Raw genomic sequence first — 25,319 nt, forward strand, 5'->3', positions numbered from 1 at the left:
AGAGATTATGCGGTATTAGCTACCGTTTCCAGTAGTTATCCCCCTCTATCGGGCAGATCCCCATACATTACTCACCCGTCCGCCGCTCGTCAGCGAGAAGCAAGCTTCCCCTGTTACCGCTCGACTTGCATGTGTTAGGCCTGCCGCCAGCGTTCAATCTGAGCCATGATCAAACTCTTCAATTAAAAAGCTTGATGCTCAAAGAATGTTTACTGTCGTTTGATTTCCGAAGAAACAAATTACCTATTAGTTCATATATATGAATTAACGTGTTAGTCACTCTTCAAGACTTAAAATCAAATATTTTTTTGATAGTGTCCTGTGAGTGCCCACACAGATTGTCTGATAAATTGTTAAAGAGCGTTGCGACTAAATCTTTTGATTTTCGACTTCGAGGTCGTTGTCGCGAGGCCTTCAAAATTACACAACCTTTTTTTTAAAAAAAAACTCCGTTTGCAGATAAAATAGCCATCTTGTGCTTTTTCACTGCATAACGATTATAAAAGAAGCGACTTCATGCCTATAATTCTAACTTTAGCAGCCTACTTGGCTCATAAATTCATAATGAATTAGCGAGTTATTTAACTGCCATCCTTTATTTCTTTTTATGGTTATAACTATGAACACACTTTTACGCCCTTATTTAGGTATCTATCCTTCTATTAATGCACGCGTTTTCATTGACCCATCTTCTGTTGTAATTGGAGATGTTCGCATAGCTGATGATGTCAGTATTTGGCCTCTCAGTGTTTTGCGTGGTGATGTTAACTATATCTCTATTGGCGCACGCACCAATATCCAAGATGGCTCAGTACTACATGTCACGCATAAATCTGCCAGTAACCCTGAGGGAAACCCGTTAATTATCGGGGAAGATGTCACCATTGGCCATAAAGTCATGTTACATGGTTGCACTATAGGGAATAGAGTACTGGTTGGAATGGGCTCAATTGTCATTGATGGGGCTATAGTCGAAGATGACGTTATTATCGGAGCTAACAGTTTAGTGACTCAAGGAAAAAGGCTCGAGTCTGGTTACTTATATACAGGGAGCCCAGCAAAAGCCATCCGAAAATTGACTGATGCTGAGTTAGGTCATCTACGTTATTCAGCAAATAACTATGTTGAATGGAAAAATAACTATTTAGCCTCTGATAATACGTAAAGCCCATCTTCGCCATCGAGGCCTTGTTCAATCAAGGCTTCAAACTCTTCTTCGATATCCCATCGATACTGCTGAAATAACCTCAGAGGTGTTTCTTCTTGACCATAGCGTTGAAATAGCAATGACTGAGGGATTGCACATTCGGCAAGCATTCCGCTAATCAACACAGGAAAGCGTACTTGCTTGGATAGCTCATCCCACTCTTCTCTATCCGGAAATTGAATTTGCTGATTCACCCTTTCAATTCCTTATATAAAGCAGATAAAACAGGTGTAATTTCAGGAAGAACGCCATGCCATAGCTTAAAAGAAAATGCAGCTTGTCCTACAAGCATACCTAAGCCATCCGCTATCTTAGTCACTTGGTGTTGAGCCGCAAATTCAAGGAAAGGAGTTAATGACGATTTATAAAACATGTCATAACATGCAACTTGATGATTAAATACATTTGGATCAATTGCAGGAACTTCTCCATTCACACCAGATGAAGTCGCATTGATGATCAGATCAAAATCAGCAGATACGATCTGCGAGATCTCCTTCCCGCATATTTTCCCCAGAGCTGAAAATTCGTTAATTAATAACACAGCCTTAGAAAAGGTTCTATTTGTTAAAGTGATATCACAGCCATATTCTAAAAGTGGCAATAATGCTCCACGTGTTGCACCACCAGCACCAACTATTAATATTCGGCTACTTGGATGTACAAAATTCAAACGCTGTAAATCTAACAAAAGCCCCATTCCATCTGTGTTGTCTCCCAGCAATCGATGATCATCAAGCTTCATGACCGTATTAACTGCACCACAAGTTTGAGCTCTCGCTGTTAATTCAGAAACAGCATGAAAGGCGCGCTCCTTAAATGGCAATGTAATGTTTGCGCCCTTTCCACCTTGTGAAAAAAACTCTATTAAGCTTTGTTCGAAACCCTCTACTGGTGCTAGGATTTTTTCATATTTCAGTGAAATACCTGTTTGCTCTGCAAACATTTTATGTATAACAGGTGATTTACTGTGTTGAATTGGATTGCCAAAAACCGCAAACATTTCCATCAATATTATCCTTTACGATATAGTTGCCCTGTTTTTGCGTCTCTTATTTCAGAAGGATTTTGGCGGCCACCCACTGTTCCATCAAGGACAGGAACACTTCCTTTAAACTGAGCAATTACTTCTTCTATTGTTCTACAAGGCTCTAAACCACTTAAATTTGCACTTGTAGACACTAAAGGTTTGCCATAATGACGGCATAAGCTTTTTACTAATTCATGGTCTGTGACTCTCACTGCGATGGTGTCAAACCGGCCAGTCAACCATTTTGGCGTCGTTGTTTTTGCGGGGATAACCCATGTTACTGGCCCTGGCCATGTTGCAAACATCGCTTGTTTCTGATCTTCCGTTAACTGCTCATCATCTATATAGTCTTTTAATTGTTCATAGCTATCAGCAATAAGGATTAATCCTTTTTCCCAAGGGCGTTGCTTCAATTCTAATAACTTATGTACTGCCTTTTCACTATCTGGGTCACAGCCTAAACCAAATACGGCTTCTGTTGGGTAGGCAATAACCTCCTCGTGTTGTAATGAATTTATGATACTTTCAATTGCAGGTGTAGATATATTTGACATAGTTTTAACTCATTATTCTTCTTGTTGCTTACCGCAGCGTTTGCTGGCACAAAATAATCTTACTCCCTGTCCCCCCCTTTTTTCCATAAGTAATGGATATTCACAATACTTACATTTACCAGTAATAGGCTTATTATTTAATATAAACTGACAGTTAGGATAATTATCACAAGCATAAAAAGTCTTACCGAAACGCGATTTTCTCTGTAATAAATTCCCTGTTTGGCATTGCGGGCAAGAAATTTTAGTTTCATCCGGCTTATCAATTAGCTCAATATGTTCACATTCAGGATAATTACTACAACCAATAAACATGCCAAATCGGCCTTGCTTCAGCACTAAGTCATGGCTACATTTAGGACAATGTTGACCACTTAATACTTTAATAATATGACTTTCTACTGTAGGCCTTAGCGGCCTCATATAATGACATTGTGGATAACTTGAACAACCTAAAAAAGGCCCATGTGAACTATTGCGGATAACAAGCAAGGAATCGCATTCTGGACAATGTTCATTTTTCTCTGTATCGAAGGGCAGTTGTTTAGACATGTTTTTCTCTACTGTTGCTTTTAACTAAGTGACTCTGATATACCCACCAGCCCCCGAGCTAACTACTCCATTGATTTCCATCTCAGTTAATATGGTAATTATTTGAGTAACAGGAATTTGGGTCTGTTCTGCAATGACATCTACTGGTGTCGCTTGGTACCCCACCATACCTAAAATTTTATTTTCTACCACACTAAACTCAAGTGATACCTTTTCTATAGGCAATTCTGTTTGTATCCAATTTAACCCATCACCAATATGTTGCAATACATCTTCAGGTTCAGCTAATAGATAAGCTCCTTGCTGCAATAGCCAATGGTTACCATGGAATGCAGAATTACCCAATGGAGCAGGCAATGTAAATAAGTCACGGTTTTGCTCTAATGCATATCTAGCAGTTATTAATGATCCACTTTTCATTCCAGCTTCAATGACAACAACTGCTTTACTTAACCCACTAATAATACGGTTTCTCTTGGGAAATTGCTTAGGTAATGGTGGTACATCCGGCCAATATTCTGAAATCAACGCACCATAATTTTTAATCTTTTCAGCTAATTCAGCATGTTGACGCGGGTAAATATTTGCTAATCCGCTACCTAAAACCGCAATTGTTTCACCTCTATTATCTAGAGCTGCTTTATGGCTTATACCGTCGATACCTAATGCAAGCCCACTAGTGATGGTTATACCATGGTGAACAAAGCTCTTTACAAACAGGTTAGTCCATATTCTGCCATATTCACTTGCTCTACGACTGCCAACTATAGCAATTTGTGGCGCTACCAATAATTCACTTTTTCCCTCAACAAATAATAAAAGAGGAGGACTGTAGATTTGCTTTAATAAAAAAGGGTAATGGGAATCACAGTAAGTAATCATTTGATGATGTTTATCTGAAAGCCATGCTTGTACTTTTTCTAGCCGGTGCATAGAGACATTCATAAATTGTAATTGCTGTATTTCATTCAAACCATGATGGTGTAAAGCCTGATAGCTAATTTTATTTAGTTGTTTTAGCTCATTAATTATTCTTACTGCATTCAGGGGCAATAGCCTTTTAACTTGAGACATCCTTAACCAAATTTCTTGGGTATCCATTATTGTCATCCTGACTCATTAACAAATAGGTTCTTCAGTGAACAAATCATAACCAATACTGTCAATATGAAAGAGAAATGTCTAGAATAGTCATTAATTCCCATTCACATTTTGGAAACCGCTCGAAAAATTTATGTCAGTCTTAAACGTATTACATTATCCAGACGAACGCTTACGCACAATTGCTAAGCCAGTAGACAAAGTTGATGCTTCTATACAGCGTATCGTTGATGATATGTTCGATACCATGTATGAAGAAGAAGGTATTGGCCTTGCAGCAACTCAAGTCGATATCCACCAGCGAATCATCGTCATTGATGTGTCCGAAACTCGTGATGAGCGCTTAGTTCTTATTAACCCTGAATTGTTAGATAAATCTGGGGAAACAGGTATCGAAGAAGGTTGCTTGTCTATTCCGGAACAACATGGCTTCGTCCCTCGTGCTGAGCAGGTAAAAGTTCGTGCACTAAATTATAACGGCGAGTCTTTTGAACTAGAGGCTGATGGTTTATTAGCTATCTGTATCCAACATGAAATGGACCACCTTGTTGGTAAGCTATTTGTTGACTATTTATCGCCTTTAAAACGTCAGCGCATCCGCCAGAAAGTTGAAAAACTAGACAGACTAAGAGCAAAAGAAGCCAAGAATAGCTAGTTCGCTAAATATAAATAGGGAAATTAACGTGTCAGAGCCATTGAAAATTATTTTTGCAGGTACACCAGATTTTGCGGCCAAACACTTAGCTGCTCTCTTAGGTACCAGGCACCAAATCGTAGGCGTTCTCACTCGCCATGATAAACCTGCGGGGAGAGGTAAAAAGTTAACACCAAGCCCTGTCAAGGTTCTCGCTGAAGAAAACCAACTCCCTGTTTTTCAACCAATATCTCTTAGAGATAGCGAAAACCAGCAGTGGATAAAAGACCAAAATGCGGACTTAATGATAGTTGTTGCTTATGGATTGATTTTACCGCAAGCCGTTCTTGATATTCCTCGCTTAGGTTGCTTGAATGTTCACGGCTCTTTGTTACCTCGCTGGAGAGGAGCAGCACCAATTCAACGTTCTATTTGGGCTGGTGATACTGAAACGGGTGTGACTATTATGCAAATGGACGCAGGTTTAGATACTGGAGACATGCTTTACAAAGCAATTTGTCCAATTAGCGCTAGTGATACGAGCGCCTCGTTATATGATAAATTAGCAATAACAGGCCCTGAAGCATTAATTCATACTGTTGAGATGTTATCCGCAGGTCAATGCGTTGGTGAGAAACAAGACGATTCATTAGCAAATTATGCTGAAAAATTATCGAAAGAGGAAGCTCGCATTAATTGGCAAGATGATGCTGTACATATTGAGCGTTGTATTCGTGCTTTCAATCCTTGGCCAATGAGTTATTTCATGGTTGAAGAGCAACTCATTAAAGTTTGGCAAGCTGAAGTATTCACCGACGAACATGACAAGCAACCAGGAACAATTATTAGCGCTGATAAAAAAGGTATATGTATCGCCACAGGAAATGGCATACTAAATATTACTCAGCTACAACCGCCTGGCAAAAAAGCAATGAGTGCACAAGATATCCTAAACTCTCGTCGCGAATGGTTTACTCCAGAGCAAATTCTAGCATAACGAACTTGTAAACTGCCTGATACCTTCAGGCAGTTTTATTTCAGTCACTAATATATTCATCTTCACCATATGAAAAACACATATAATTTGCGTAGTATCGCGGCAACAGCAATTAATCAAGTCCTTGATAACGGACAATCACTAAGCACTGTATTGCCTGACTTACAACGCAATATCAATGATAAAGATAAAGCTTTATTACAAGAAATTTGCTTTGGCGTTTTACGTTATTTACCTAAGCTTGAATGGTTTATTAGTCAGCTAATGGAAAAACCATTAACTGGTAAACAAAGAACCCTGCATTACTTAATTATGGTAGGTATCTATCAGCTACTTTATACTCGCATTCCGCCTCATGCTGCATTAGCAGAAACAGTAAATGGAGCAGTAGCACTGAAAAAACCCCAATTAAAAGGGCTTATTAATGGCGTGTTGCGTTCATTTCAACGCCAACAAGTACAATTAGAAGAAAGAATTACTAACAACACTAGCCAATATTTACATCCAAGCTGGTTATTAAAACGCCTACAAACAGCCTATCCAGATGATTGGCAATCTATTATTGAAGCAAATAACCAACGCCCACCTATGTGGTTAAGAGTAAATTCTCAGCATCACACAGCTACACAATATCTTAATTTATTAGAGCAATCTGAGATAACCGCACATTTGCACTCTTCACATCCAAATGCTATCCGCTTAGATGAACCTACAGCTGTTTCTCGTCTTCCGGGCTTTGAAGATGGTTGGTCAACAGTACAAGATGTTTCAGCTCAAGGCTGTGCTGAATTACTAGAACCTCAAAATGGGGAAAATATTTTAGATTTATGTGCAGCACCAGGTGGAAAAACAACCCATATTTTAGAGTTAGCCCCTAAGGCTAATGTTATTGCTGTAGACATAGATGAATCACGCCTTAAAAGAGTGAAAGAAAATTTAATTCGTCTAAAGCAACATGCTGTTGTTATACAAGGAGACGGAACACAGCCTGAAACATGGGCTCAAGGTCAGCAATTTGATCGTATTTTGCTTGATGCTCCTTGTTCCGCAACAGGCGTTATTCGACGTCATCCTGATATTAAATGGCTACGTCGTGATTCAGACATAAATGAATTAGCGCAACTACAATCTCAAATTCTCGAAGCTATCTGGCCTTATTTAAAACCAGGTGGCACACTGGTCTATGCGACTTGTTCAATTATGCCCGAAGAAAACGGAAAACAAATACACAATTTCCTATCTAAACATAATGATGCCTGTCTAAATGACGGAACTGATGCTGGATTACAAATATTACCCAGTACTAATGGCGGTGATGGTTTCTTTTATGCACGCTTAGTCAAAAAAGTGTAGGAAATGGTAGCCAGCTCTCTGATATAGGAATATGTAATGAAGATCATTATTCTAGGTGCTGGGCAAGTTGGCGGCACGCTTGCTGAAAATTTAGTTGATGAGAACAATGATATTACCGTCGTCGATACCGATGCTGATCGCTTACGTCAATTACAGGATCAATTCGATCTGCGAGTGGTAAATGGCCATGGTTCTCATCCCCGGGTACTTCGAGATGCAGGTGCAGAAGATGCAGATATGTTAGTAGCAGTGACCAATTCCGATGAAACTAACATGATTGCTTGCCAGATTGCCTATAGCCTATTTAATACCCCAAATAAAATAGCGCGTATCAGGGCAACTGAATATATCCGTGAAGCCGACAAATTGTTCCTGCCTGAACAAATCCCGATTGACTACTTAATATCGCCAGAACAATTAGTTATCGATTATATCTATAAATTAATTCAATACCCTGGTGCTCTTCAAGTTGTAAACTTTGCAGAAGGCAAAGTCAGTATTGTTGCTGTAAAAGCCTATTACGGCGGTTCCCTCGTGGGTAATGCATTATCGAGTTTACGCGAACATATGCCACATATTGATACTCGCGTTGTCGCTATTTTCCGCCAAGATAGGCCTATCCGGCCTCAAGGCTCAACAATCATTGAAGCGGGAGACGAAGTTTTTTTTGTTGCTTCTACACAACATATCCGAGCTGTAATGAGTGAGCTGCAAAGGTTAGAAAAGCCATACAAACGTTTGATGATAGTTGGTGGTGGCAACGTTGGAGCTGGTCTAGCAAGACGACTAGAAAAAGATTACAGCGTGAAACTTATTGAACGCAACCAGAAGCGTGCAACAGAACTTGCTGAGCTACTGCATGATACAATTGTGTTTTATGGAGATGCATCTGACCAAGAGTTACTCACTGAAGAGCACATTGAGCAAATGGATGTTTTTATTGCCCTAACAAATGATGATGAAGCTAATATTATGTCTGCTATGTTAGCTAAAAAAATGGGGGCTAAAAAAGCAATGGTGCTTATACAACGCTCTGCATACGTTGAACTTGTTCAAGGTGGGGTCATTGACATTGCAATTTCACCTCAACAAGCAACTATTTCCGCTTTACTAAGCCATGTCAGAAAAGCAGATATCGTCAATGTATCATCTTTAAGAAGAGGTGTTGCGGAAGCTATTGAGGCAATTGCACACGGTGATGAAAATACGTCAAAAGTTGTTGGTAAAAAAATATCTGAAATTAAACTTCCTCCAGGAACTATTATTGGTGCGATTGTCCGAGAAGAAGAAGTCATTATAGCTAGTGATTACCATATTATTGAACAAGGTGACCATGTCATTATGTTTATTACAGATAAAAAGTATGTACCCGAAGTTGAAAAATTATTTCAACCGAGTCCATTCTTCTTATAAAAATAAAAATAGTAAATATTTGCAGCTTAATAATTCTAGCGACTATAATTTGTTAACCTAATACATGTTTTGTTTCAATTGAGTTATTTATTAAGGGGTCGTCTAATGAGCTTTTTAAAAGATTTCCGCGAATTTGCCATGAAAGGTAATGTAGTGGATATGGCAGTCGGTATTATTATTGGTGCCGCATTTGGTAAAATTGTATCTTCATTAGTTGCTGATGTCATCATGCCTCCGCTAGGGTTACTAATCGGTGGTGTTGATTTCAAATCATTTAGCATCGTACTGAAAGAAGCACAAGGTGATTTACCCGCAGTTGTACTAAATTATGGAATGTTTATACAAACTGTTTTTGACTTTGTTATTGTTGCCTTTGCTATCTTTATGGCAATTAAAGTTATGAATAAAGTTCGCCGCGAAAAAGAAGCAGCACCAGCAGAGCCTGCACCACCTTCTAAAGAAGAAGTTCTATTATCAGAAATTCGTGATCTTTTGAAAGAACAAAATAAAAAATAACTAAAAGGCCAGTGGTAATACGTCAATAAACCTATTACCACTGGCCTCCCAGTTAACTGAATTCTTATTTTTTCCTTTTCTTGTGTAACTACCTTTCCCTTTTTTATTTTTTTCAACTCTTTGACGAAATAGTGGATCATGGAGTAATGCTTCAATCGCATTATCTTTAATCTCACCACGTTTATGTTGATATTTACTCATGATATACCTTCATATAGTTAGCTGATTATATAATTAATAAACTTTAGATGCGCCTTTTTCTAATATTTCCATAATAGAGCAATAAGTTGTCGCATGTTCTTCACCACAACATGCTGAACTTAACATCTTCAACGAATCGCGCATAATAATAAGCTCTTGTATCTTTTTTTCAACTTCAAGTAATCTAAGATCTACAATCTGTTTAGATTCCTGACAAGTATGATGTTCAGGATCAACTCGTATTGAAAGTAACTCAGTAATAGCTTCTAAAGTAAAGCCTAACTGTTTTGCATAACGAATAAAACGCAAACGCTGCAAGTCATGCTCAGTAAATAACCTATACCCACCTTCAGTTCTTTCTTTGTGTTCCATCAAACCTTGTTTTTCATAAAAACGAATTGTATCAGGCGTCACATCTGCAAGCCTAGCAATTTCACCTATCTTATACATGCTCATAACACTTACCTGTAAATATGGGTTAATCACAAAAAATTCAAGGGAACAAACCTATTAGGAAGACAAGAATAGCAGGTACAAAAAAACCGGGCAAATATACCCGGTTTTCTTGAAAGCGACGACAGATTACTCTGCAGCTGCTTCTTGAGACTCAACAGCACGGTCAACAAGCTCGATGTAAGCCATCGGAGCGTTGTCACCTGTACGGTAGCCACACTTAAGAATACGAGTGTAACCACCTGCACGAGCTGCGAAACGAGGTCCCAGTTCATTAAATAATTTTGCAACGATCTCGTTATCACGAGTACGTGCGAATGCCAGACGACGATTAGCTACGCTGTCGGTCTTGGCAAGAGTAATCAGCGGCTCAACGACGCGACGCAGTTCTTTCGCTTTAGGCAGAGTCGTCTTGATGATTTCATGACGAACTAAAGAACCTGCCATGTTACGGAACATAGCTTGGCGGTGGCTGCTGTTGCGGTTCAATTGACGACCACTCTTACGATGGCGCATGACCTTATCCTTCTCAGTAAAACCTTAACCTGTGATCTTAATCATCAGCAATACTTGCTGGTGGCCAATTTTCTAAGCGCATGCCCAGAGAAAGACCACGAGATGCCAAGACGTCCTTAATTTCAGTAAGAGATTTCTTACCAAGATTCGGAGTTTTAAGCAACTCAACTTCTGTACGCTGTACCAGATCACCGATGTAGTGGATAGCTTCTGCTTTGAGGCAGTTAGCAGAGCGGACAGTCAATTCCAGATCGTCAACTGGGCGCAATAAGATAGGATCGAATTCTGGTTTTTCTTCTTTAACTTCAGGCTGACGTACATCACGTAAGTCAACAAAAGCTTCAAGTTGTTCAGCCAGAATGGTTGCCGCACGGCGAATCGCCTCTTCAGGATCGATTGTACCGTTAGTTTCCATTTCAATAACTAACTTATCCAAGTCTGTACGTTGCTCAACACGAGCTGCTTCAACATTGTAGGCTATACGCTCTACTGGGCTGTAGCAAGCATCGACTAACAAACGACCGATTGGGCGCTCATCTTCTTCCGAATGAACTCGGGCAGAAGCCGGCACATAACCACGACCACGCTGTACTTTAATTCGCATATTAATAGATGCGCTTTCGTCAGTCAGGTGGCAGATGACGTGCTGTGGCTTGACGATTTCGACATCACCATCATGGATGATGTCGGCTGCAGTCACAGGGCCAATGCCAGATTTATTCAAGGTTAAAATAACTTCATCTTTCCCCTGAACTTTTACCGCCAGCCCTTTCAGGTTGAGGAGAATCTCCAGGATATCTTCCTGTACACCTTCTTTGGTGCTGTACTCATGCAGTACACCATCAATTTCAACCTCTGTCACCGCACAACCCGGCATAGACGAAAGCAGAATACGGCGCAGTGCGTTACCAAGAGTATGGCCAAAGCCACGCTCTAAAGGCTCAAGGGTCACCTTAGCGTGCGTCGAACTCACTTGCTCGATATCTACCAGGCGCGGTTTTAGAAACTCTGTCACAGAACCCTGCATTGTGTCCTCTCTTTGGTGCTAAGCTTTACTTGGAGTAAAGCTCGACGATCAGGTGTTCGTTAATGTCCGCAGACAAGTCAGTACGTTCAGGAATACGTTTGAACACACCTTCCATTTTAGCAGCATCAACTTCCAGCCAAGTTGGCTTCTCACGCTGTTCAGCCAGCTCTAAAGCAGCCTTAATACGAGACTGTTTTTTAGCTTTCTCACGAACGCTGATAACGTCATTCGGGGAAACCTGATAAGAAGCGATATTAACTACGCGACCATTTACCATGATAGCTTTGTGGCTAACCATTTGACGTGCTTCTGCGCGAGTTGCGCCAAAGCCCATACGGTAAACGACGTTATCAAGACGACCTTCAAGCAAAGTCAGCAGGTTTTCACCTGTGTTGCCTTTCAGACGTGTTGCTTCTTTGTAATAGTTACGGAATTGACGTTCCAGAACACCGAACATACGACGAACTTTTTGTTTTTCACGTAACTGGACACCATAGTCAGACAGACGCGGTTTACGCGCACCGTGCTGGCCTGGAGCCTGTTCTAATTTACACTTGGTGTCAATCGCGCGAACACCAGACTTCAGAAAGAGGTCTGTTCCTTCGCGACGGCTCAGCTTGAGCTTAGGACCCAAATATCTAGCCATTTTCTTTCTCCAACAGTCCTAAAAAAAACGAAACGTATTTAAACGCGACGTTTTTTCGGTGGGCGACAACCGTTATGAGGGATAGGAGTCACATCAGTAATATTAGTGATGCGGAAACCAGCGGCGTTCAGAGCACGAATTGTTGATTCGCGACCCGGACCCGGTCCCTTAACCATAACTTCCAGGTTTTTGATTCCGTATTCTTTCACAGCTTCTGCGCAACGCTCTGCTGCAACCTGAGCTGCGAACGGAGTAGATTTGCGAGAACCACGGAAACCGGAACCACCGGCAGTTGCCCAACCTAATGCGTTACCTTGACGGTCAGTAATAGTAACGATTGTGTTGTTGAAAGAAGCATGGATATGAGCCACACCGTCTGAGACTTGTTTTCTTACACGCTTACGTGCACGAATTGGTGCTTTTGCCATTATTCAATACCCCGACTTATTTCTTGATCGGCTTACGCGGACCCTTACGGGTACGAGCGTTAGTCTTAGTACGCTGTCCGCGCACAGGAAGACCACGACGATGACGTAAACCACGGTAACATCCAAGGTCCATCAGACGCTTGATGCTCAGGGTAATTTCACGACGTAAGTCACCTTCTACAACGTATTTAGCAACTTCGTCACGCAGCTTGTCGATTTGTTCTTCAGACAGCTCACTGATCTTAACATTTTCAGCAATACCTGTTGCTTCACAGATAGCCTGTGAGCGGGTCTTACCGATACCGAAAATCGATGTTAAAGCGATTACAGTATGTTTATGATCAGGAATGTTAATGCCTGCTATACGGGCCACTATGCACTCCTAAGTTAAAATATACATTACTGTGCTGAAAAGCCCGTTTTCAGGATACTCAAACAATAATGTATCTTAGATAAAAAAGATTGGCTGGCTAATTTAGCCAGCTCAACCCAACTTTGCAAGAAAAAAATGCTTTTTCTTAACCTTGACGTTGTTTATGTCTTGGTTCAACACTACAAATTACACGAACGCTACCATTGCGACGGATAATTTTGCAGTTACGGCATAATTTCTTGACGGAAGCACGAACTTTCATTTTTACTCTCCGTAACTTCTAAGCAAACCATAATCACACTAAGTGATTACTTACCTTTCAGGTTTGCTTTCTTCAATGCAGACTCATACTGACTTGACATCATTAGAGTTTGCACTTGAGCCATAAAGTCCATGATAACGACAACCACGATTAAGAGGGAAGTACCACCAAAGTAAAAAGGTACTTTCATTGCGTCACGCATGAACTCCGGGATTAGGCAGATGAAGGTAATATATAATGCACCAACTAATGTTAAGCGAGTCATTACCTTATCAATGTACTTGGCCGTTTGCTCTCCCGGACGAATTCCTGGTACAAATGCACCGGACTTCTTCAGGTTATCTGCTGTTTCTCTTGGGTTGAAAACCAACGCCGTATAGAAGAAACAGAAGAAGATGATCGCAGATGCATAAAGTAACACATATAACGGTTGACCAGGCTGCAAATACATAGAAATTGTAGTCAGCCAGTCCCAGCCAGTTCCATCACCAAACCAAGAAGCTATTGTACCCGGGAATAGTATGATACTGGAAGCAAAAATTGCAGGAATTACACCCGCCATATTCACTTTTAACGGTAAATGCGTACTTTGTGCTGCATAAACACGGCGCCCTTGCTGACGTTTAGCGTAATTAACGACAATACGACGTTGACCACGTTCCATAAACACAACAAAGAAAGTAACCGCGAATACTAACACCGCAACCAACAGCAACAGGAGGAAGTGCAGATCGCCTTGCCGAGCTTGCTCGATGGTATGGCCAATAGCCGGCGGTAACCCCGCAACAATACCAGCGAAGATAATGATAGAAATACCGTTACCGATACCTCTTTCAGTTATCTGCTCACCTAACCACATTAGGAACATAGTCCCTGTGACTAAGCTAACAACTGCCGTAAAGTAGAACGGGAGGCCTGGATCAATGACTAACCCTTGCATCCCTGGCATATTCGGTAGACCCATTGCAATACCAATAGATTGGAATATTGCTAATACCAGAGTACCCCAGCGAGTATATTGGCTTATCTTCCGACGACCTGCTTCTCCTTCCTTCTTGATCTCTGCTAATCGTGGATTAACCACTGATAATAATTGGATAATGATCGATGCCGAAATATACGGCATGATACCCAAAGCAAAGATAGAAGCACGGCTAAGAGCACCACCAGAGAACATGTTAAACATTTCAATGATGGTGCCTTGTTGCTGTTCGAGCAATTTGGCAAGCACAGTGGCATCAATACCAGGGATTGGAATAAAAGAACCAATTCGGAAAACAATTAGCGCACCAATTACAAACAAAAGTCTGCGTTTAAGTTCACCAGCTCCACCCTTGGCACTTTGAAAATCTAATCCTGGTTGTTTAGCCATCTGTCACTTATTCCTCAATTTTACCGCCGGCAGCTTCGATTGCAGCGCGAGCACCTTTAGTAACACGAAGGCCACGTACAGTAACTGCACGGTTCACTTCGCCAGACAGAATAACCTTAGCATATTCAATCTGGATGCCAACAACGTTCGCGGCTTTCAGTGCGTTCAGATCAATAACATCGCCTTCAACAGCAGCAAAATCAGACAGACGAATCTCTGCAGTGATCATTGCTTTACGTGAAGTGAAGCCGAATTTCGGCAAACGACGGTATAAAGGCATCTGGCCACCTTCGAAACCACGACGTACGCCACCGCCAGAACGAGATTTCTGACCTTTGTGACCACGGCCGCCGGTTTTACCCAGACCAGAACCGATACCACGACCTACGCGTTTAGGCGCGTGCTTGGCACCTTCAGCCGGAGACAGAGTATTTAAACGCATCTCTTACTCCTCAACTTTAACCATGTAGGAAACCAAGTTGACCATACCACGTACAGCAGGAGTATCCTCGCGCTCTACTGTATGACCAATGCGACGCAGACCTAAACCGACCAGTGTTGCCTTATGCTTAGGCAGACGACCGATTGAACTGCGAACTTGTGTAATTTTAATAGTCTTAGCCATAGCCGATTACCCCAGAATTTCTTCGACGGATTTTCCACGCTTAGCTGCGACCATTTCTGGAGACTTCATGCTGTCTAAAGCATCCAGTGTTGCACGAACCACGTTGATTGGGTTTGTGGAACCATAGGTTTTAGCCAGTACGTTGCGAACTCCAGCTACTTCTAAAACAGCACGCATTGCACCGCCGGCAATGATACCGGTACCTTCGTGAGCAGGTTGCATAAACACACGAGAACCAGTGTGTGTACCTTTCACAGGGTGGAACAATGTGCCGTTGTTTAGAGCAACGGTTTTCATACTGCGACGGGCTTTTTCCATCGCTTTCTGGATTGCTGCCGGAACTTCGCGCGCTTTGCCGTAGCCAAAACCAACGCGACCGTTACCATCACCAACTACAGTCAGTGCGGTAAAGCTGAAAATACGGCCACCTTTAACGGTTTTTGCTACGCGGTTTACCGCGATCAGCTTTTCCTGCAGTTCGCCAGCTTGTTTCTCGATGTGAGCCATCTTACACCTCTACCTTAGAACTGAAGGCCAGCTTCACGGGCAGCATCTGCCAGTGCCTGGACTCTACCATGATATTGGAAACCAGAACGGTCAAAAGCAACAACAGTGATGCCTTTTTCCAGTGCGCGTTCAGCAACTAATTTACCAACAATTGCTGCTGCGTCTTTGTTTCCAGTAAACTTAACTTGTTCATTGATAGCTTTTTCTGTAGTAGAAGCTGCAACCAATGTTTCAGAACCGTTTGGTGCGATAACCTGCGCATAAATATGGCGTGGAGTACGATGTACCACCAGGCGAGTCGCACCCAATTCTTGGATCTTACGGCGTGCGCGGGTCGCACGACGGATACGAGCTGCTTTCTTATCCATAGTGTTACCTTACTTCTTCTTAGCCTCTTTGGTACGCACGATTTCATCGGCGTAACGAACACCTTTACCTTTGTAAGGTTCAGGACGACGGTAAGCACGCAGTTCTGCTGCAACTTGACCAATCACTTGCTTATCCGCACCTTTCAGTACGATTTCAGTTTGTGTTGGGCATTCAGCAGTAATGCCTGCTGGCAGTGCGTGTTCAACCGGATGCGAGAAACCTAAAGACAAGCTTACAGCATTGCCTTTGATTGCTGCACGGTAACCAACACCGACCAGTTGAAGCTTTTTAGTGAAGCCTTCGGTAACACCAACAACCATTGCGTTACACAGTGAACGAGTAGTACCCGCTTGTGCCCATGCATCATCAAAACCTTCGCGTGGTGCGAAAGTCAGTTGATTGTCTTCGCTTTTAACTTCAACTGCATTATGGATAGTACGAGTAAGCTCGCCGTTTTTACCCTTAATCGAAATAACCTGACCGTTGAGTTTTACCTCTACGCCGGCAGGAATGACGACGGGTGCTTTTGCCACACGAGACATTCTTTCCTCCCGAATTAAGCTACGTAGCAGAGAATCTCGCCACCAAGACCAGCTTGGCGAGCTGCACGATCAGTCATGACACCTTTAGAGGTAGAAACAACAGCGATACCTAAACCAGCCATAACTTGTGGCAGCTCATCTTTTTTCTTATAGATGCGCAGACTTGGGCGGCTTACACGCTGAATGCTTTCTACAACAGCCTTACCTTGGAAATAACGTAAAGTCAGTTCCAGTTCTGGCTTGATGTCGCCTTCAATTTTAAAATCTTCAATATAACCTTCTTCCTTCAGCACTTTGGCAATTGCCACTTTCAGCTTGGAGGAAGGCATGGTGACCGCAACTTTGTTCGCGGCCTGACCGTTACGGATACGGGTCAGCATATCCGCGATGGGATCTTGCATGCTCATCTGTCTTTACTCCCGTGATTCAAATGGAATTACCAACTTGCCTTTTTAAGGCCCGGGATTTCACCGCGCATAGCGGCTTCACGGACTTTAATACGGCTCAGACCAAACTTCCGCAGGAAACCGTGCGGACGCCCTGTTTGACGGCAGCGATTACGCTGACGAGAAGGACTTGAATCACGTGGCAGTGTTTGCAGCTTGAGAACAGCGTCCCAGCGATCTTCATCAGATGCTTTAACATCAGAGATGATAGCTTTCAGTTCTACGCGTTTTGCGAAGAATTTCTCAGCTAATTTAGCACGTTTAACATCACGCGCTTTCATAGATTTCTTAGCCATGAGTACCCTGCCTTACTTGCGGAACGGGAAGTTGAACGCTGCTAACAGTGCGCGACCTTCGTCATCTGATTTCGCAGTAGTGGTGATAGTAATATCTAAACCACGTACGCGATCCACTTTATCGTAATCGATTTCAGGGAAGATGATTTGTTCACGAACACCCATGCTGTAGTTACCGCGACCATCGAAAGACTTAGCGGACAAGCCACGGAAGTCACGAATACGTGGTACAGCAATAGAAATCAGACGCTCAAGGAACTCCCACATGCGTTCGCCACGCAGGGTTACTTTACAGCCGATTGGATAGCCCTGACGGATTTTGAAGCCTGCAACAGATTTGCGTGCTTTGGTGATCAAAGGTTTTTGACCTGAGATCGCTGTTAAATCAGCTGCTGCGTTATCCAGCAGTTTTTTATCAGCAATCGCTTCACCAACACCCATATTCAGGGTGATCTTCTCGACCCGAGGGACTTGCATGACAGAAGTGTAGCTAAACTCAGTCATGAGTTTATTAACTACTTCGTCTTTATAGTAATCATGCAGTTTCGCCATCGTATACTCCAAAAATTACTTGATAGTTTCACTGTTAGATTTGAAGAAACGGACTTTTTTGCCGTCTTCGAATCTAAAGCCTACACGGTCAGCCTTACCAGTTGCCGCGTTAAAGATTGCAACGTTAGAAACTTGAATAGCCGCTTCTTTTTCAACGATGCCACCTGGTTGGTTCAGAGCCGGTACAGGCTTCTGATGTTTTTTAACCAGATTGATACCTTCAACGATAACTTTACTAGAAGAAATAACCTGCTTTACTTTACCGCGCTTACCTTTGTCTTTCCCAGTTAGCACGATAACTTCGTCATCACGACGGATTTTCGCTGCCATAGTTTCGCTCCTTAGAGTACTTCAGGTGCCAGAGAGATAATTTTCATAAACTTCTCATTACGAAGTTCACGAGTTACCGGCCCAAAAATACGCGTACCGATTACTTGCTCGCTGTTATTATTTAATAACACACAAGCATTACCATCGAAGCGAATGACAGAACCGTCAGGGCGACGTACACCCTTCTTGGTGCGCACCACTACCGCTTTCAGGACATCACCCTTTTTAACTTTACCGCGTGGAATTGCTTCTTTAACAGTAATTTTAATGATGTCGCCTACATGTGCATAGCGACGGTGCGAGCCACCTAGAACCTTGATACACATTACGCGACGTGCACCGGAGTTGTCGGCCACGTTCAGCATAGTCTGTTCTTGGATCATTTTAGTGCTCCGCTAAATGTCAACTACTACTGAGCCACCTCATTATGAAGAGGCCGTTCAAATATACCCATACTACGAGGGCGCGGCATTATAACACCACATCATCGTGTTGGACAGAAAAAAATAAACGGCTCAATCAAAAAGAGCCGTTTATTCATCAAGAAAAGTTATTCTATTACAGAACAGCTTTTTCTACAACGCGAACTAAGGCCCAAGACTTAGTCTTAGACAGTGGACGAGTTTGGCGGATTTCTACCACGTCACCAATTCCACATTCATTGTTCTCGTCATGTACGTGCAATTTAGTCGTACGACGGATGAATTTACCATACAGAGGGTGTTTCACCATACGCTCGATAGCAACAACAATAGATTTCTCCATTTTATCGCTAACTACACGACCTTGCAGAGTACGGATTTTATCGCTCATTACGCACCTGCCTTCTCAGTCAGTAAAGTCTTCACACGTGCGATATCGCGACGCACTTGTTTCAACAGATGAGACTGTTGCAGCTGACCACTTGCAGCCTGCATACGTAAATTAAATTGTTCACGTAACAGGTTCAAAAGTTCAGCATTCAGCTCTTCAACGCTTTTTTCGCGCAGCTCTTGTGCTTTCATTACATCACCGTCTTAGTTACAAAGGTGGTTTTGATAGGCAGTTTCGCTGCTGCCAGAGAGAATGCCTCACGAGCCAGCTCTTCAGGCACACCGTCCATTTCGTACAGTACTTTACCAGGCTGGATTAAGGCAACCCAATATTCTACGTTACCTTTACCTTTACCCATACGAACTTCGAGTGGTTTCTCAGTGATTGGTTTGTCTGGGAACACACGGATCCAGATTTTACCTTGACGCTTAATAGCACGGGTCATAGCACGACGTGCCGCTTCGATCTGACGTGCAGTCAGACGACCACGGCCAACAGCTTTAAGACCGAAAGTGCCGAAGCTAACATCCGTACCTTGCGCTAGACCACGGTTGCGGCCTTTGTGCACCTTACGGAATTTTGTACGCTTTGGTTGTAACATCAGCGACTCTCCTTACTTGCGGCCTTTACGCTGCTGCTTTTTAGGTTGAGCAGCTGGTTTCTCAGCTTGTTCAACAGCAGCCATACCACCCAGAATCTCACCTTTGAAGATCCATACCTTAACGCCGAGAACACCGTAAGTGGTGTGCGCTTCTGAAGTGTTGTAATCGATATCAGCACGTAATGTGTGCAGTGGCACACGGCCTTCACGATACCACTCGGTACGAGCGATTTCAGCACCGCCTAAACGGCCACTGACTTCAACTTTAATACCTTTAGCGCCCAGACGCATTGCGTTCTGTACTGCACGCTTCATAGCACGACGGAACATAACACGACGTTCCAGCTGTGAAGAAATGCTGTCAGCAACTAATTTAGCGTCTAGTTCTGGTTTACGAACTTCGGCGATATTGATTTGCGCAGGAACACCAGCGATATCCGCTACTGTTTTACGCAGTTTTTCAACGTCTTCACCTTTCTTACCGATAACGATACCTGGGCGAGCAGTGTGAATAGTCACACGGATGCTTTTCGCAGGACGTTCGATAACGATGCGAGAGATTGACGCTTTTGCCAATTCTTTATTCAAGTACTGGCGTACTTTAAAATCGCTGTCTAGGTTGTCAGCGAATTCATTGGTGTTCGCATACCAAGTAGAGTTCCAAGGTTTGACAATACCCAGGCGAATACCATTAGGATGTACTTTCTGACCCATTGCTAGTCTCCAGAGTCTCAGCGATCGGACACAACCACAGTAATGTGGCTGGTGCGCTTAAGAATACGATCTGCACGGCCTTTCGCACGCGGCATGATGCGTTTCATGGTTGGACCTTCGTCTACGAAAATTTTCGCAACTTTCAGGTCATCAATGTCAGCGCCATCGTTTTGCTCTGCGTTAGCAATTGCAGATTCAAGTACTTTCTTCACTAAACCAGCAGCTTTCTTGTTGGTGTAGGTCAGAATTTCCAGAGCTTGCGACACTTTCTTACCGCGAATCAGGTCGGCAACTAAGCGAACCTTCTGGGCAGAAGAACGAGCGTGGCGATGCATAGCTAAAGTTTCCATCTCTTCCTCCTATCCTTAACGTTTCTTAGCTTTCTTATCTGCCGCGTGGCCGCGATAAGTGCGAGTCGGTGCGAATTCACCCAGTTTGTGACCAACCATTTCGTCGGTTACGAAAACTGGAACATGCTGACGACCATTATGGACAGCGATGGTCAATCCGATCATATTAGGAAAGATCGTTGAACGACGGGACCAAGTCTTAAGAGGCTTCTTGTCTCCGCTTTCCACCGCTTTCTCTACCTTCTTCAGCAAGTGCAGGTCAATAAAAGGACCTTTCTTGAGAGAACGTGGCATGGTTTATCCTCTAATTATTTTTTAGAACGATGACGTACGATGAATTGATCAGTACGCTTGTTGCTACGAGTTTTCTTACCTTTGGTTTGAACGCCCCATGGTGTTACTGGGTGTTTACCAAAGTTACGGCCTTCACCACCACCATGTGGATGGTCAACTGGGTTCATCGCAGTACCGCGAACGGTAGGACGAATACCACGCCAGCGGCTAGCACCAGCTTTACCGAGAACACGTAACATATGTTCAGCGTTACCAACTTCACCAAGAGTTGCACGGCAATCAGCTAAAACTTTACGCATTTCACCAGAACGTAAACGTAATGAGACATAAGCGCCATCACGAGCAACGATTTGAGCGTAAGTACCTGCTGAACGCGCTAACTGTCCACCTTTACCTGGTTTCAGTTCGATATTATGAACTGTAGAACCAACAGGGATATTGCGCATCGGCAGTGCATTACCAGCTTTGATTGCTGAATCAACACCAGATTGAATCTGGTCACCAGCTTTCAAGCCTTTTGGTGCAAGAATATAACGACGTTCACCGTCTTTATATAGAACCAGTGCAATGTTCGCAGAACGATTTGGATCATATTCCAAACGCTCAACAACTGCAGGAATACCATCTTTGTTGCGTTTAAAGTCAACTAAACGATAATGCTGCTTATGGCCACCACCGATGTGACGGGTAGTGATACGGCCATTGTTGTTACGACCACCGGATTTGCTGTTTTTTTCTAACAGCGGAGCATAAGGCTTACCCTTATGCAGCTCAGGGTTAACCACTTTAACTACGTGGCGACGGCCCGGAGACGTAGGTTTACATTTAACAACTGCCATTGTTCTTTACTCCTCCGACTTACTCAGCACCGCTAATGAAGTCCAAATTTTGGCCTTCTTTCAGCGTGACGTAAGCTTTTTTCCAGTCGCTACGACGACCGAAACGCTGACCGTGGCGTTTAGTTTTGCCTTTAACCAGCAAAGTGTTAACACCTTCAACTTCGACTTCAAACAGTTTCTGTACAGCAGCTTTGATTTCTGCTTTAGTCGCGTCTTTCGCAACTTTGAGAACGATGGTATTGCTTTTTTCCATCGCTGTAGAAGCTTTTTCAGATACATGCGGCGCGCGCAGTACTTTCAGCAGACGTTCTTCACGGATCATGCCAGCATCTCCTCAACTTGCTTCACAGCATCAGCAGTCATAACCACTTTGTCGAAGGCGATCAGGCTAACTGGGTCAATACCTGCTGCATCACGAACGTCAACCTTATACAGGTTACGTGCTGCTAAAAACAGATTTTCATCTAATTCAGCAGTGATGATCAGAACATCTTCCAGAGCCATATCTTTCAGTTTCTGTGCCAGCAACTTAGTTTTAGGTGCTTCAACAGAGAACTTCTCGACAACGATCAGACGATCTTGACGTACCAACTCAGAGAGGATGCTTTTTAAAGCACCACGGTACATCTTCTTATTAACTTTTTGACTGTGGTCCTGTGGTTTAGCTGCGAAGCTAACACCACCAGAGCGCCAAATTGGGCTCTTTACTGAACCAGAACGTGCACGGCCAGTACCTTTTTGACGCCATGGTTTTTTACCTGAACCAGAAACTTCAGCACGAGTTTTCTGAGCACGAGTACCTTGACGAGCACCAGCTGCATACGCAACAACTACTTGGTGAACAAGCGCTTCATTGAAATCACGCCCGAAGGTAGTTTCGGAAACAGTCAGCGCGCTTTGCGCGTCTTTCATTACCAATTCCATTCCTATCTCCTCGACGTTAAGCCTTGACAGCCGGTTTTACGATCAGGTTGCTACCAGTTGCTCCTGGAACAGCACCTTTGACCAGCAGCAGGTTGCGCTCAGCGTCAACACGTACTACATCTAAGCTTTGAACAGTTACACGTTCATTACCCAGTTGGCCTGCCATTTTCTTGCCTTTAAACACTTTGCCCGGAGTCTGGTTTTGACCGATAGAACCCGGAACACGGTGAGACAAGGAGTTACCGTGAGTAGCATCTTGAGTACGGAAATTCCAGCGCTTAACTGTGCCGGCAAAACCTTTACCTTTAGATGTACCAGTAACGTCGACTTTTTTAACGTCAGCGAAAATTTCAACGCTAATGCTTTGACCTACTGTGTATTCTGCACTGTCTTCAATACGGAATTCACGTAGGATACGGCCAGCTTCGACGCCAGCTTTAGCGAAATGACCTGCTTCAGGCTTAGTTACACGGTTAGCTTTTTTGCTCCCGGTAGTAACCTGAATTGCATTATAACCGTCAGTTTCTGCAGTTTTAACCTGAGTAACACGGTTATTTTCAATTTCGATAACAGTTACAGGTATAGAAACGCCATCTTCAGTGAAGATACGAGTCATACCGACTTTCTTACCGACTAAACCTTTCATTGTTTCAACCTCTCAATCGTTCGACGACCTGATTAACCCAGGCTGATCTGCACGTCAACGCCGGCAGCCAGGTCCAGACGCATCAGAGCATCAACGGTCTTTTCGGTTGGCTCAACGATGTCAACCAGACGCTTGTGAGTGCGAATTTCGTACTGATCACGCGCATCTTTGTTAACGTGCGGAGAAATCAGAACGGTAAAACGCTCTTTACGTGTCGGCAGCGGGATAGGACCACGAACTTGCGCACCAGTGCGCTTAGCAGTCTCTACGATTTCCGCAGTTGATTGATCGATTAAACGATGATCAAAAGCTTTCAGGCGGATACGGATTCTTTGGTTCTGCATGAGACCAGAGCTCCAACTATTTTATAAACGTAAATGATTACTCCTCGTACCCATTTCGATTGATGGGAGAGTGTAATCGTTCTTGATGTAACTTCCAAATCGGAAGTATTGTCTAAATGAGCAACAAATCGTTGACTCAATACTGAGATTTCAGTCCTAAAATATAGGGCTTACTCATCAGTAAGCCCGCGCATTATACGTAAATTATAGGGAAACACAAGTAATCGAGGAAAATATGTGCATTTTTTTTGAAGAGACTCATCAAAAAGCCTCTCAGACTTAGGAAGTGAAGTGACTGAGAGGCTTTTAATACAAGTTTACTTAGCAAATAGCTATGTAAATACTAAATTACTCTTCTCTAACTTGCGCTTGAAGATAGTTTTGAATTCCTAAGCGAGTAATTAGTTCTAATTGCGTTTCTATCCAATCAATATGGTTTTCTTCATCTGCTAAGATTTCAATCATCAGGTCTCGACTAACGTAGTCATGAACCGAATCTGCGTATTTAATAGCTTCTTTTAGGTTTTTCGCCCCATCGATTTCAAGCTGCAAATCTGACTTCAGCATTTCTTCAACATCTTCGCCAATATTTAACTTACCAAGATCTTGTAGGTTAGGAATACCTTCGAGAAAAAGAATTCGCTCTATATATTTGTCCGCGTGCTTCATTTCATCAATTGATTCGTGATATTCCATCTCATTGAGGCGTGTAAGTCCCCAATTTTTAAACATACGAGCATGCAAAAAATATTGGTTGATTGCAACTAACTCATTGCCCAGTAGTTTATTTAGGTGGGCTATCATTTTTTTATCACCTTTCATTGCTACCCTCCATCGCTTCCAGTCTTTTAAGTGTAGTACTGAAATTGATGTTAGTGTAATTTTTACGCAATGTATTTAAACCAAAAGTGATAAATTTGGTGGGAATAATTTGAATGGTATAAGATACTATGCAACCTCAGCGGCACACGCATCCTCAAAAATCATTTGCTCTTCATATAAAATCGCCTTTGTCTGCCTAATGCATTTCCCGCATTCTAAGCCTACAGGCAAAATTTGTCGTAGCCCTTTCAGTGAGGTTACTTGATACTTTCTTGCAGCATTTCTGATTTGTTTATCAGTAATCGCTTCACAAAGACAAATGTACATGGTGCTTACCTGTATAAATCACATACAGATAGTTTAAATAAAAATGATTTGCATTTCAATTATCATTCAAAATGATTTACAAAGATCATTTGTTACAAATAAGTTTGTTACACGAACAATTTAAATCAAAAGAATAGATTACGGACAAGATAAGTAATTTTGTTTATGACAACAAAAAAGGGCACCTAATAAGGTGCCCTTTTTAAAACTAAATGAAGCTATGTATTATGCAATAATTTTTGCAACAACACCCGCACCTACAGTACGGCCACCTTCACGGATTGCGAAACGTAAACCGTCGTCCATCGCGATTGGGTGGATCAGGGTAACGATCATGTTGATG

44 protein-coding genes and 1 rRNA gene (1 of these 45 only partly in view) are annotated in these 25,319 nt (G+C 42.6%); 6 read left to right on the top strand and 39 right to left on the bottom strand.

The features are described 5' to 3' along the window. Window positions 1-185: ribosomal RNA gene (locus tag ACU696_RS01500) — 16S ribosomal RNA — on the bottom strand; it reaches 1,384 nt to the left of the window's first position. A 434-nt stretch (window positions 186-619) separates the two neighbouring features. Between ACU696_RS01500 and ACU696_RS01505 the strand changes: the two genes are divergently transcribed. Beyond that, window positions 620-1,165 carry a gamma carbonic anhydrase family protein gene (locus ACU696_RS01505; RefSeq protein ID WP_004907188.1) on the top strand — a complete coding sequence of 182 codons (546 nt, stop codon included), beginning with the start codon at window positions 620-622 and terminating at the stop codon, window positions 1,163-1,165. On the opposite strand, the gene ACU696_RS01510 is transcribed toward ACU696_RS01505, so the two are convergent. The 5 genes from ACU696_RS01510 to dprA are packed head-to-tail and all read right to left on the bottom strand — an operon-like array spanning window position 1,141 to window position 4,444. Continuing rightward, window positions 1,141-1,401 (bottom strand): DUF1488 family protein, encoded by a 261-nt coding sequence (locus ACU696_RS01510; RefSeq protein WP_004907184.1) that lies wholly within the window; start codon window positions 1,399-1,401, stop codon window positions 1,141-1,143. The genes ACU696_RS01505 and ACU696_RS01510 overlap by 25 nt on opposite strands. After that, on the bottom strand, window positions 1,398-2,216 hold the full coding sequence (aroE, locus tag ACU696_RS01515; RefSeq protein WP_196720044.1) for a shikimate dehydrogenase: 819 nt from the start codon (window positions 2,214-2,216) through the stop codon (window positions 1,398-1,400). Before aroE ends, ACU696_RS01510 begins: the two co-directional genes overlap by 4 nt. A gap of 5 nt (window positions 2,217-2,221) precedes the next feature. Then, complete coding sequence (gene tsaC / locus ACU696_RS01520; protein ID WP_209102842.1) at window positions 2,222-2,791, bottom strand: L-threonylcarbamoyladenylate synthase type 1 TsaC; 570 nt, start codon at window positions 2,789-2,791, stop codon at window positions 2,222-2,224. Between the two features lie 12 nt (window positions 2,792-2,803). Next, window positions 2,804-3,343, bottom strand: coding sequence for a DNA topoisomerase family protein (locus ACU696_RS01525; protein WP_004907176.1), 540 nt, complete (start codon window positions 3,341-3,343; stop codon window positions 2,804-2,806). Between the two features lie 24 nt (window positions 3,344-3,367). Further along, window positions 3,368-4,444 carry a DNA-processing protein DprA gene (gene dprA, locus ACU696_RS01530; protein WP_164529258.1) on the bottom strand — a complete coding sequence of 359 codons (1,077 nt, stop codon included), beginning with the start codon at window positions 4,442-4,444 and terminating at the stop codon, window positions 3,368-3,370. A gap of 133 nt (window positions 4,445-4,577) precedes the next feature. Between dprA and def the strand changes: the two genes are divergently transcribed. The 5 genes from def (at window position 4,578) to mscL (ending at window position 9,357) form a co-directional block, all read left to right on the top strand. Continuing rightward, window positions 4,578-5,099, top strand: a complete 522-nt coding sequence (def, locus tag ACU696_RS01535; protein ID WP_004907170.1) for a peptide deformylase — start codon at window positions 4,578-4,580, stop codon at window positions 5,097-5,099. A gap of 28 nt (window positions 5,100-5,127) precedes the next feature. After that, the gene (gene fmt, locus ACU696_RS01540; RefSeq protein WP_004907167.1) at window positions 5,128-6,075 is read left to right on the top strand and encodes a methionyl-tRNA formyltransferase; all 948 of its coding nucleotides are present in this window, start codon (window positions 5,128-5,130) and stop codon (window positions 6,073-6,075) included. Between the two features lie 69 nt (window positions 6,076-6,144). Beyond that, window positions 6,145-7,428, top strand: a complete 1,284-nt coding sequence (rsmB, locus tag ACU696_RS01545) for a 16S rRNA (cytosine(967)-C(5))-methyltransferase RsmB (RefSeq protein ID WP_110731566.1) — start codon at window positions 6,145-6,147, stop codon at window positions 7,426-7,428. Between the two features lie 36 nt (window positions 7,429-7,464). Next, the gene (gene trkA / locus ACU696_RS01550; protein ID WP_004265502.1) at window positions 7,465-8,841 is read left to right on the top strand and encodes a Trk system potassium transporter TrkA; all 1,377 of its coding nucleotides are present in this window, start codon (window positions 7,465-7,467) and stop codon (window positions 8,839-8,841) included. Window positions 8,842-8,946: 105 nt separating this feature from the next. After that, a complete protein-coding gene (mscL, locus tag ACU696_RS01555) occupies window positions 8,947-9,357 on the top strand; it encodes a large-conductance mechanosensitive channel protein MscL (protein ID WP_004907161.1) in 411 nt (136 codons plus the stop codon). Here mscL and ACU696_RS01560 read toward each other — a convergent pair whose 3' ends face one another. From ACU696_RS01560 to ACU696_RS01720, 33 genes are all read right to left on the bottom strand, one after another. Next, the gene (locus ACU696_RS01560) at window positions 9,358-9,558 is read right to left on the bottom strand and encodes an alternative ribosome-rescue factor A (protein ID WP_164529260.1); all 201 of its coding nucleotides are present in this window, start codon (window positions 9,556-9,558) and stop codon (window positions 9,358-9,360) included. Between the two features lie 33 nt (window positions 9,559-9,591). Then, on the bottom strand, window positions 9,592-10,008 hold the full coding sequence (gene zntR, locus ACU696_RS01565) for a Zn(2+)-responsive transcriptional regulator (protein WP_004907154.1): 417 nt from the start codon (window positions 10,006-10,008) through the stop codon (window positions 9,592-9,594). Between the two features lie 132 nt (window positions 10,009-10,140). Next, a complete protein-coding gene (rplQ, locus tag ACU696_RS01570; protein WP_004907152.1) occupies window positions 10,141-10,527 on the bottom strand; it encodes a 50S ribosomal protein L17 in 387 nt (128 codons plus the stop codon). 37 nt (window positions 10,528-10,564) lie between these two features. Beyond that, window positions 10,565-11,554, bottom strand: a complete 990-nt coding sequence (locus ACU696_RS01575; RefSeq protein WP_004907150.1) for a DNA-directed RNA polymerase subunit alpha — start codon at window positions 11,552-11,554, stop codon at window positions 10,565-10,567. Window positions 11,555-11,579: 25 nt separating this feature from the next. Next, complete coding sequence (gene rpsD / locus ACU696_RS01580; RefSeq protein ID WP_004907147.1) at window positions 11,580-12,200, bottom strand: 30S ribosomal protein S4; 621 nt, start codon at window positions 12,198-12,200, stop codon at window positions 11,580-11,582. Window positions 12,201-12,238: 38 nt separating this feature from the next. Beyond that, entirely contained in the window at window positions 12,239-12,628 is a 390-nt protein-coding gene (gene rpsK, locus ACU696_RS01585) for a 30S ribosomal protein S11 (RefSeq protein ID WP_002919257.1), read from the bottom strand. A 16-nt stretch (window positions 12,629-12,644) separates the two neighbouring features. Beyond that, window positions 12,645-13,001, bottom strand: coding sequence for a 30S ribosomal protein S13 (rpsM, locus tag ACU696_RS01590; protein ID WP_004907144.1), 357 nt, complete (start codon window positions 12,999-13,001; stop codon window positions 12,645-12,647). 145 nt (window positions 13,002-13,146) lie between these two features. After that, window positions 13,147-13,263, bottom strand: a complete 117-nt coding sequence (gene rpmJ / locus ACU696_RS01595) for a 50S ribosomal protein L36 (protein ID WP_004265484.1) — start codon at window positions 13,261-13,263, stop codon at window positions 13,147-13,149. 46 nt (window positions 13,264-13,309) lie between these two features. After that, on the bottom strand, window positions 13,310-14,635 hold the full coding sequence (gene secY, locus ACU696_RS01600) for a preprotein translocase subunit SecY (RefSeq protein ID WP_004265481.1): 1,326 nt from the start codon (window positions 14,633-14,635) through the stop codon (window positions 13,310-13,312). A 7-nt stretch (window positions 14,636-14,642) separates the two neighbouring features. Next, complete coding sequence (gene rplO, locus ACU696_RS01605; RefSeq protein ID WP_004265478.1) at window positions 14,643-15,077, bottom strand: 50S ribosomal protein L15; 435 nt, start codon at window positions 15,075-15,077, stop codon at window positions 14,643-14,645. Between the two features lie 3 nt (window positions 15,078-15,080). After that, entirely contained in the window at window positions 15,081-15,260 is a 180-nt protein-coding gene (gene rpmD / locus ACU696_RS01610) for a 50S ribosomal protein L30 (RefSeq protein WP_004265475.1), read from the bottom strand. 6 nt (window positions 15,261-15,266) lie between these two features. Then, the gene (gene rpsE, locus ACU696_RS01615) at window positions 15,267-15,767 is read right to left on the bottom strand and encodes a 30S ribosomal protein S5 (RefSeq protein WP_004265471.1); all 501 of its coding nucleotides are present in this window, start codon (window positions 15,765-15,767) and stop codon (window positions 15,267-15,269) included. 14 nt (window positions 15,768-15,781) lie between these two features. Continuing rightward, window positions 15,782-16,135, bottom strand: a complete 354-nt coding sequence (rplR, locus tag ACU696_RS01620; protein WP_004907138.1) for a 50S ribosomal protein L18 — start codon at window positions 16,133-16,135, stop codon at window positions 15,782-15,784. Window positions 16,136-16,144: 9 nt separating this feature from the next. Further along, complete coding sequence (gene rplF, locus ACU696_RS01625; RefSeq protein WP_004265464.1) at window positions 16,145-16,678, bottom strand: 50S ribosomal protein L6; 534 nt, start codon at window positions 16,676-16,678, stop codon at window positions 16,145-16,147. Between the two features lie 14 nt (window positions 16,679-16,692). Continuing rightward, window positions 16,693-17,085, bottom strand: coding sequence for a 30S ribosomal protein S8 (rpsH, locus tag ACU696_RS01630; RefSeq protein ID WP_004907134.1), 393 nt, complete (start codon window positions 17,083-17,085; stop codon window positions 16,693-16,695). A gap of 29 nt (window positions 17,086-17,114) precedes the next feature. Next, window positions 17,115-17,420: a 30S ribosomal protein S14 gene (gene rpsN, locus ACU696_RS01635; RefSeq protein ID WP_004265458.1), complete on the bottom strand. Its 306-nt coding sequence runs from the start codon at window positions 17,418-17,420 to the stop codon at window positions 17,115-17,117. 12 nt (window positions 17,421-17,432) lie between these two features. Further along, window positions 17,433-17,972, bottom strand: coding sequence for a 50S ribosomal protein L5 (rplE, locus tag ACU696_RS01640; protein ID WP_004265455.1), 540 nt, complete (start codon window positions 17,970-17,972; stop codon window positions 17,433-17,435). Window positions 17,973-17,987: 15 nt separating this feature from the next. Next, window positions 17,988-18,302, bottom strand: a complete 315-nt coding sequence (gene rplX / locus ACU696_RS01645) for a 50S ribosomal protein L24 (RefSeq protein ID WP_004265452.1) — start codon at window positions 18,300-18,302, stop codon at window positions 17,988-17,990. 11 nt (window positions 18,303-18,313) lie between these two features. Beyond that, complete coding sequence (rplN, locus tag ACU696_RS01650) at window positions 18,314-18,685, bottom strand: 50S ribosomal protein L14 (RefSeq protein ID WP_004265449.1); 372 nt, start codon at window positions 18,683-18,685, stop codon at window positions 18,314-18,316. 175 nt (window positions 18,686-18,860) lie between these two features. Beyond that, complete coding sequence (gene rpsQ, locus ACU696_RS01655; protein ID WP_004265446.1) at window positions 18,861-19,115, bottom strand: 30S ribosomal protein S17; 255 nt, start codon at window positions 19,113-19,115, stop codon at window positions 18,861-18,863. Then, window positions 19,115-19,306: a 50S ribosomal protein L29 gene (rpmC, locus tag ACU696_RS01660; protein ID WP_004265442.1), complete on the bottom strand. Its 192-nt coding sequence runs from the start codon at window positions 19,304-19,306 to the stop codon at window positions 19,115-19,117. The genes rpsQ and rpmC overlap by 1 nt, the downstream gene beginning before the upstream one ends. Next, complete coding sequence (rplP, locus tag ACU696_RS01665; protein WP_004265436.1) at window positions 19,306-19,716, bottom strand: 50S ribosomal protein L16; 411 nt, start codon at window positions 19,714-19,716, stop codon at window positions 19,306-19,308. The genes rpmC and rplP overlap by 1 nt, the downstream gene beginning before the upstream one ends. A 12-nt stretch (window positions 19,717-19,728) precedes the next feature. Continuing rightward, the gene (rpsC, locus tag ACU696_RS01670) at window positions 19,729-20,430 is read right to left on the bottom strand and encodes a 30S ribosomal protein S3 (protein WP_004907131.1); all 702 of its coding nucleotides are present in this window, start codon (window positions 20,428-20,430) and stop codon (window positions 19,729-19,731) included. Window positions 20,431-20,447: 17 nt separating this feature from the next. After that, window positions 20,448-20,780 carry a 50S ribosomal protein L22 gene (rplV, locus tag ACU696_RS01675; RefSeq protein WP_004265430.1) on the bottom strand — a complete coding sequence of 111 codons (333 nt, stop codon included), beginning with the start codon at window positions 20,778-20,780 and terminating at the stop codon, window positions 20,448-20,450. Window positions 20,781-20,795: 15 nt separating this feature from the next. Continuing rightward, on the bottom strand, window positions 20,796-21,074 hold the full coding sequence (gene rpsS / locus ACU696_RS01680; protein ID WP_004265426.1) for a 30S ribosomal protein S19: 279 nt from the start codon (window positions 21,072-21,074) through the stop codon (window positions 20,796-20,798). 14 nt (window positions 21,075-21,088) lie between these two features. Then, window positions 21,089-21,913: a 50S ribosomal protein L2 gene (gene rplB / locus ACU696_RS01685; protein ID WP_004907128.1), complete on the bottom strand. Its 825-nt coding sequence runs from the start codon at window positions 21,911-21,913 to the stop codon at window positions 21,089-21,091. Between the two features lie 19 nt (window positions 21,914-21,932). Further along, the gene (gene rplW, locus ACU696_RS01690) at window positions 21,933-22,235 is read right to left on the bottom strand and encodes a 50S ribosomal protein L23 (protein WP_004265420.1); all 303 of its coding nucleotides are present in this window, start codon (window positions 22,233-22,235) and stop codon (window positions 21,933-21,935) included. Then, the gene (rplD, locus tag ACU696_RS01695; RefSeq protein ID WP_004265418.1) at window positions 22,232-22,837 is read right to left on the bottom strand and encodes a 50S ribosomal protein L4; all 606 of its coding nucleotides are present in this window, start codon (window positions 22,835-22,837) and stop codon (window positions 22,232-22,234) included. The genes rplW and rplD overlap by 4 nt, the downstream gene beginning before the upstream one ends. A gap of 16 nt (window positions 22,838-22,853) precedes the next feature. After that, window positions 22,854-23,483 carry a 50S ribosomal protein L3 gene (rplC, locus tag ACU696_RS01700; RefSeq protein ID WP_004265414.1) on the bottom strand — a complete coding sequence of 210 codons (630 nt, stop codon included), beginning with the start codon at window positions 23,481-23,483 and terminating at the stop codon, window positions 22,854-22,856. 32 nt (window positions 23,484-23,515) lie between these two features. Beyond that, on the bottom strand, window positions 23,516-23,827 hold the full coding sequence (gene rpsJ / locus ACU696_RS01705; protein ID WP_001181005.1) for a 30S ribosomal protein S10: 312 nt from the start codon (window positions 23,825-23,827) through the stop codon (window positions 23,516-23,518). Between the two features lie 348 nt (window positions 23,828-24,175). Further along, window positions 24,176-24,649 (bottom strand): bacterioferritin, encoded by a 474-nt coding sequence (bfr, locus tag ACU696_RS01710; protein WP_004907125.1) that lies wholly within the window; start codon window positions 24,647-24,649, stop codon window positions 24,176-24,178. Window positions 24,650-24,775: 126 nt separating this feature from the next. Beyond that, on the bottom strand, window positions 24,776-24,976 hold the full coding sequence (gene bfd, locus ACU696_RS01715; RefSeq protein ID WP_004907122.1) for a bacterioferritin-associated ferredoxin: 201 nt from the start codon (window positions 24,974-24,976) through the stop codon (window positions 24,776-24,778). A gap of 225 nt (window positions 24,977-25,201) precedes the next feature. Then, on the bottom strand, window positions 25,202-25,319 hold a 118-nt coding region (locus tag ACU696_RS01720; protein ID WP_447343221.1), incomplete at its 5' end, for an EF-Tu C-terminal domain-related protein.

It is taken from the genome of Providencia sp. PROV_01 (assembly GCF_053098325.1).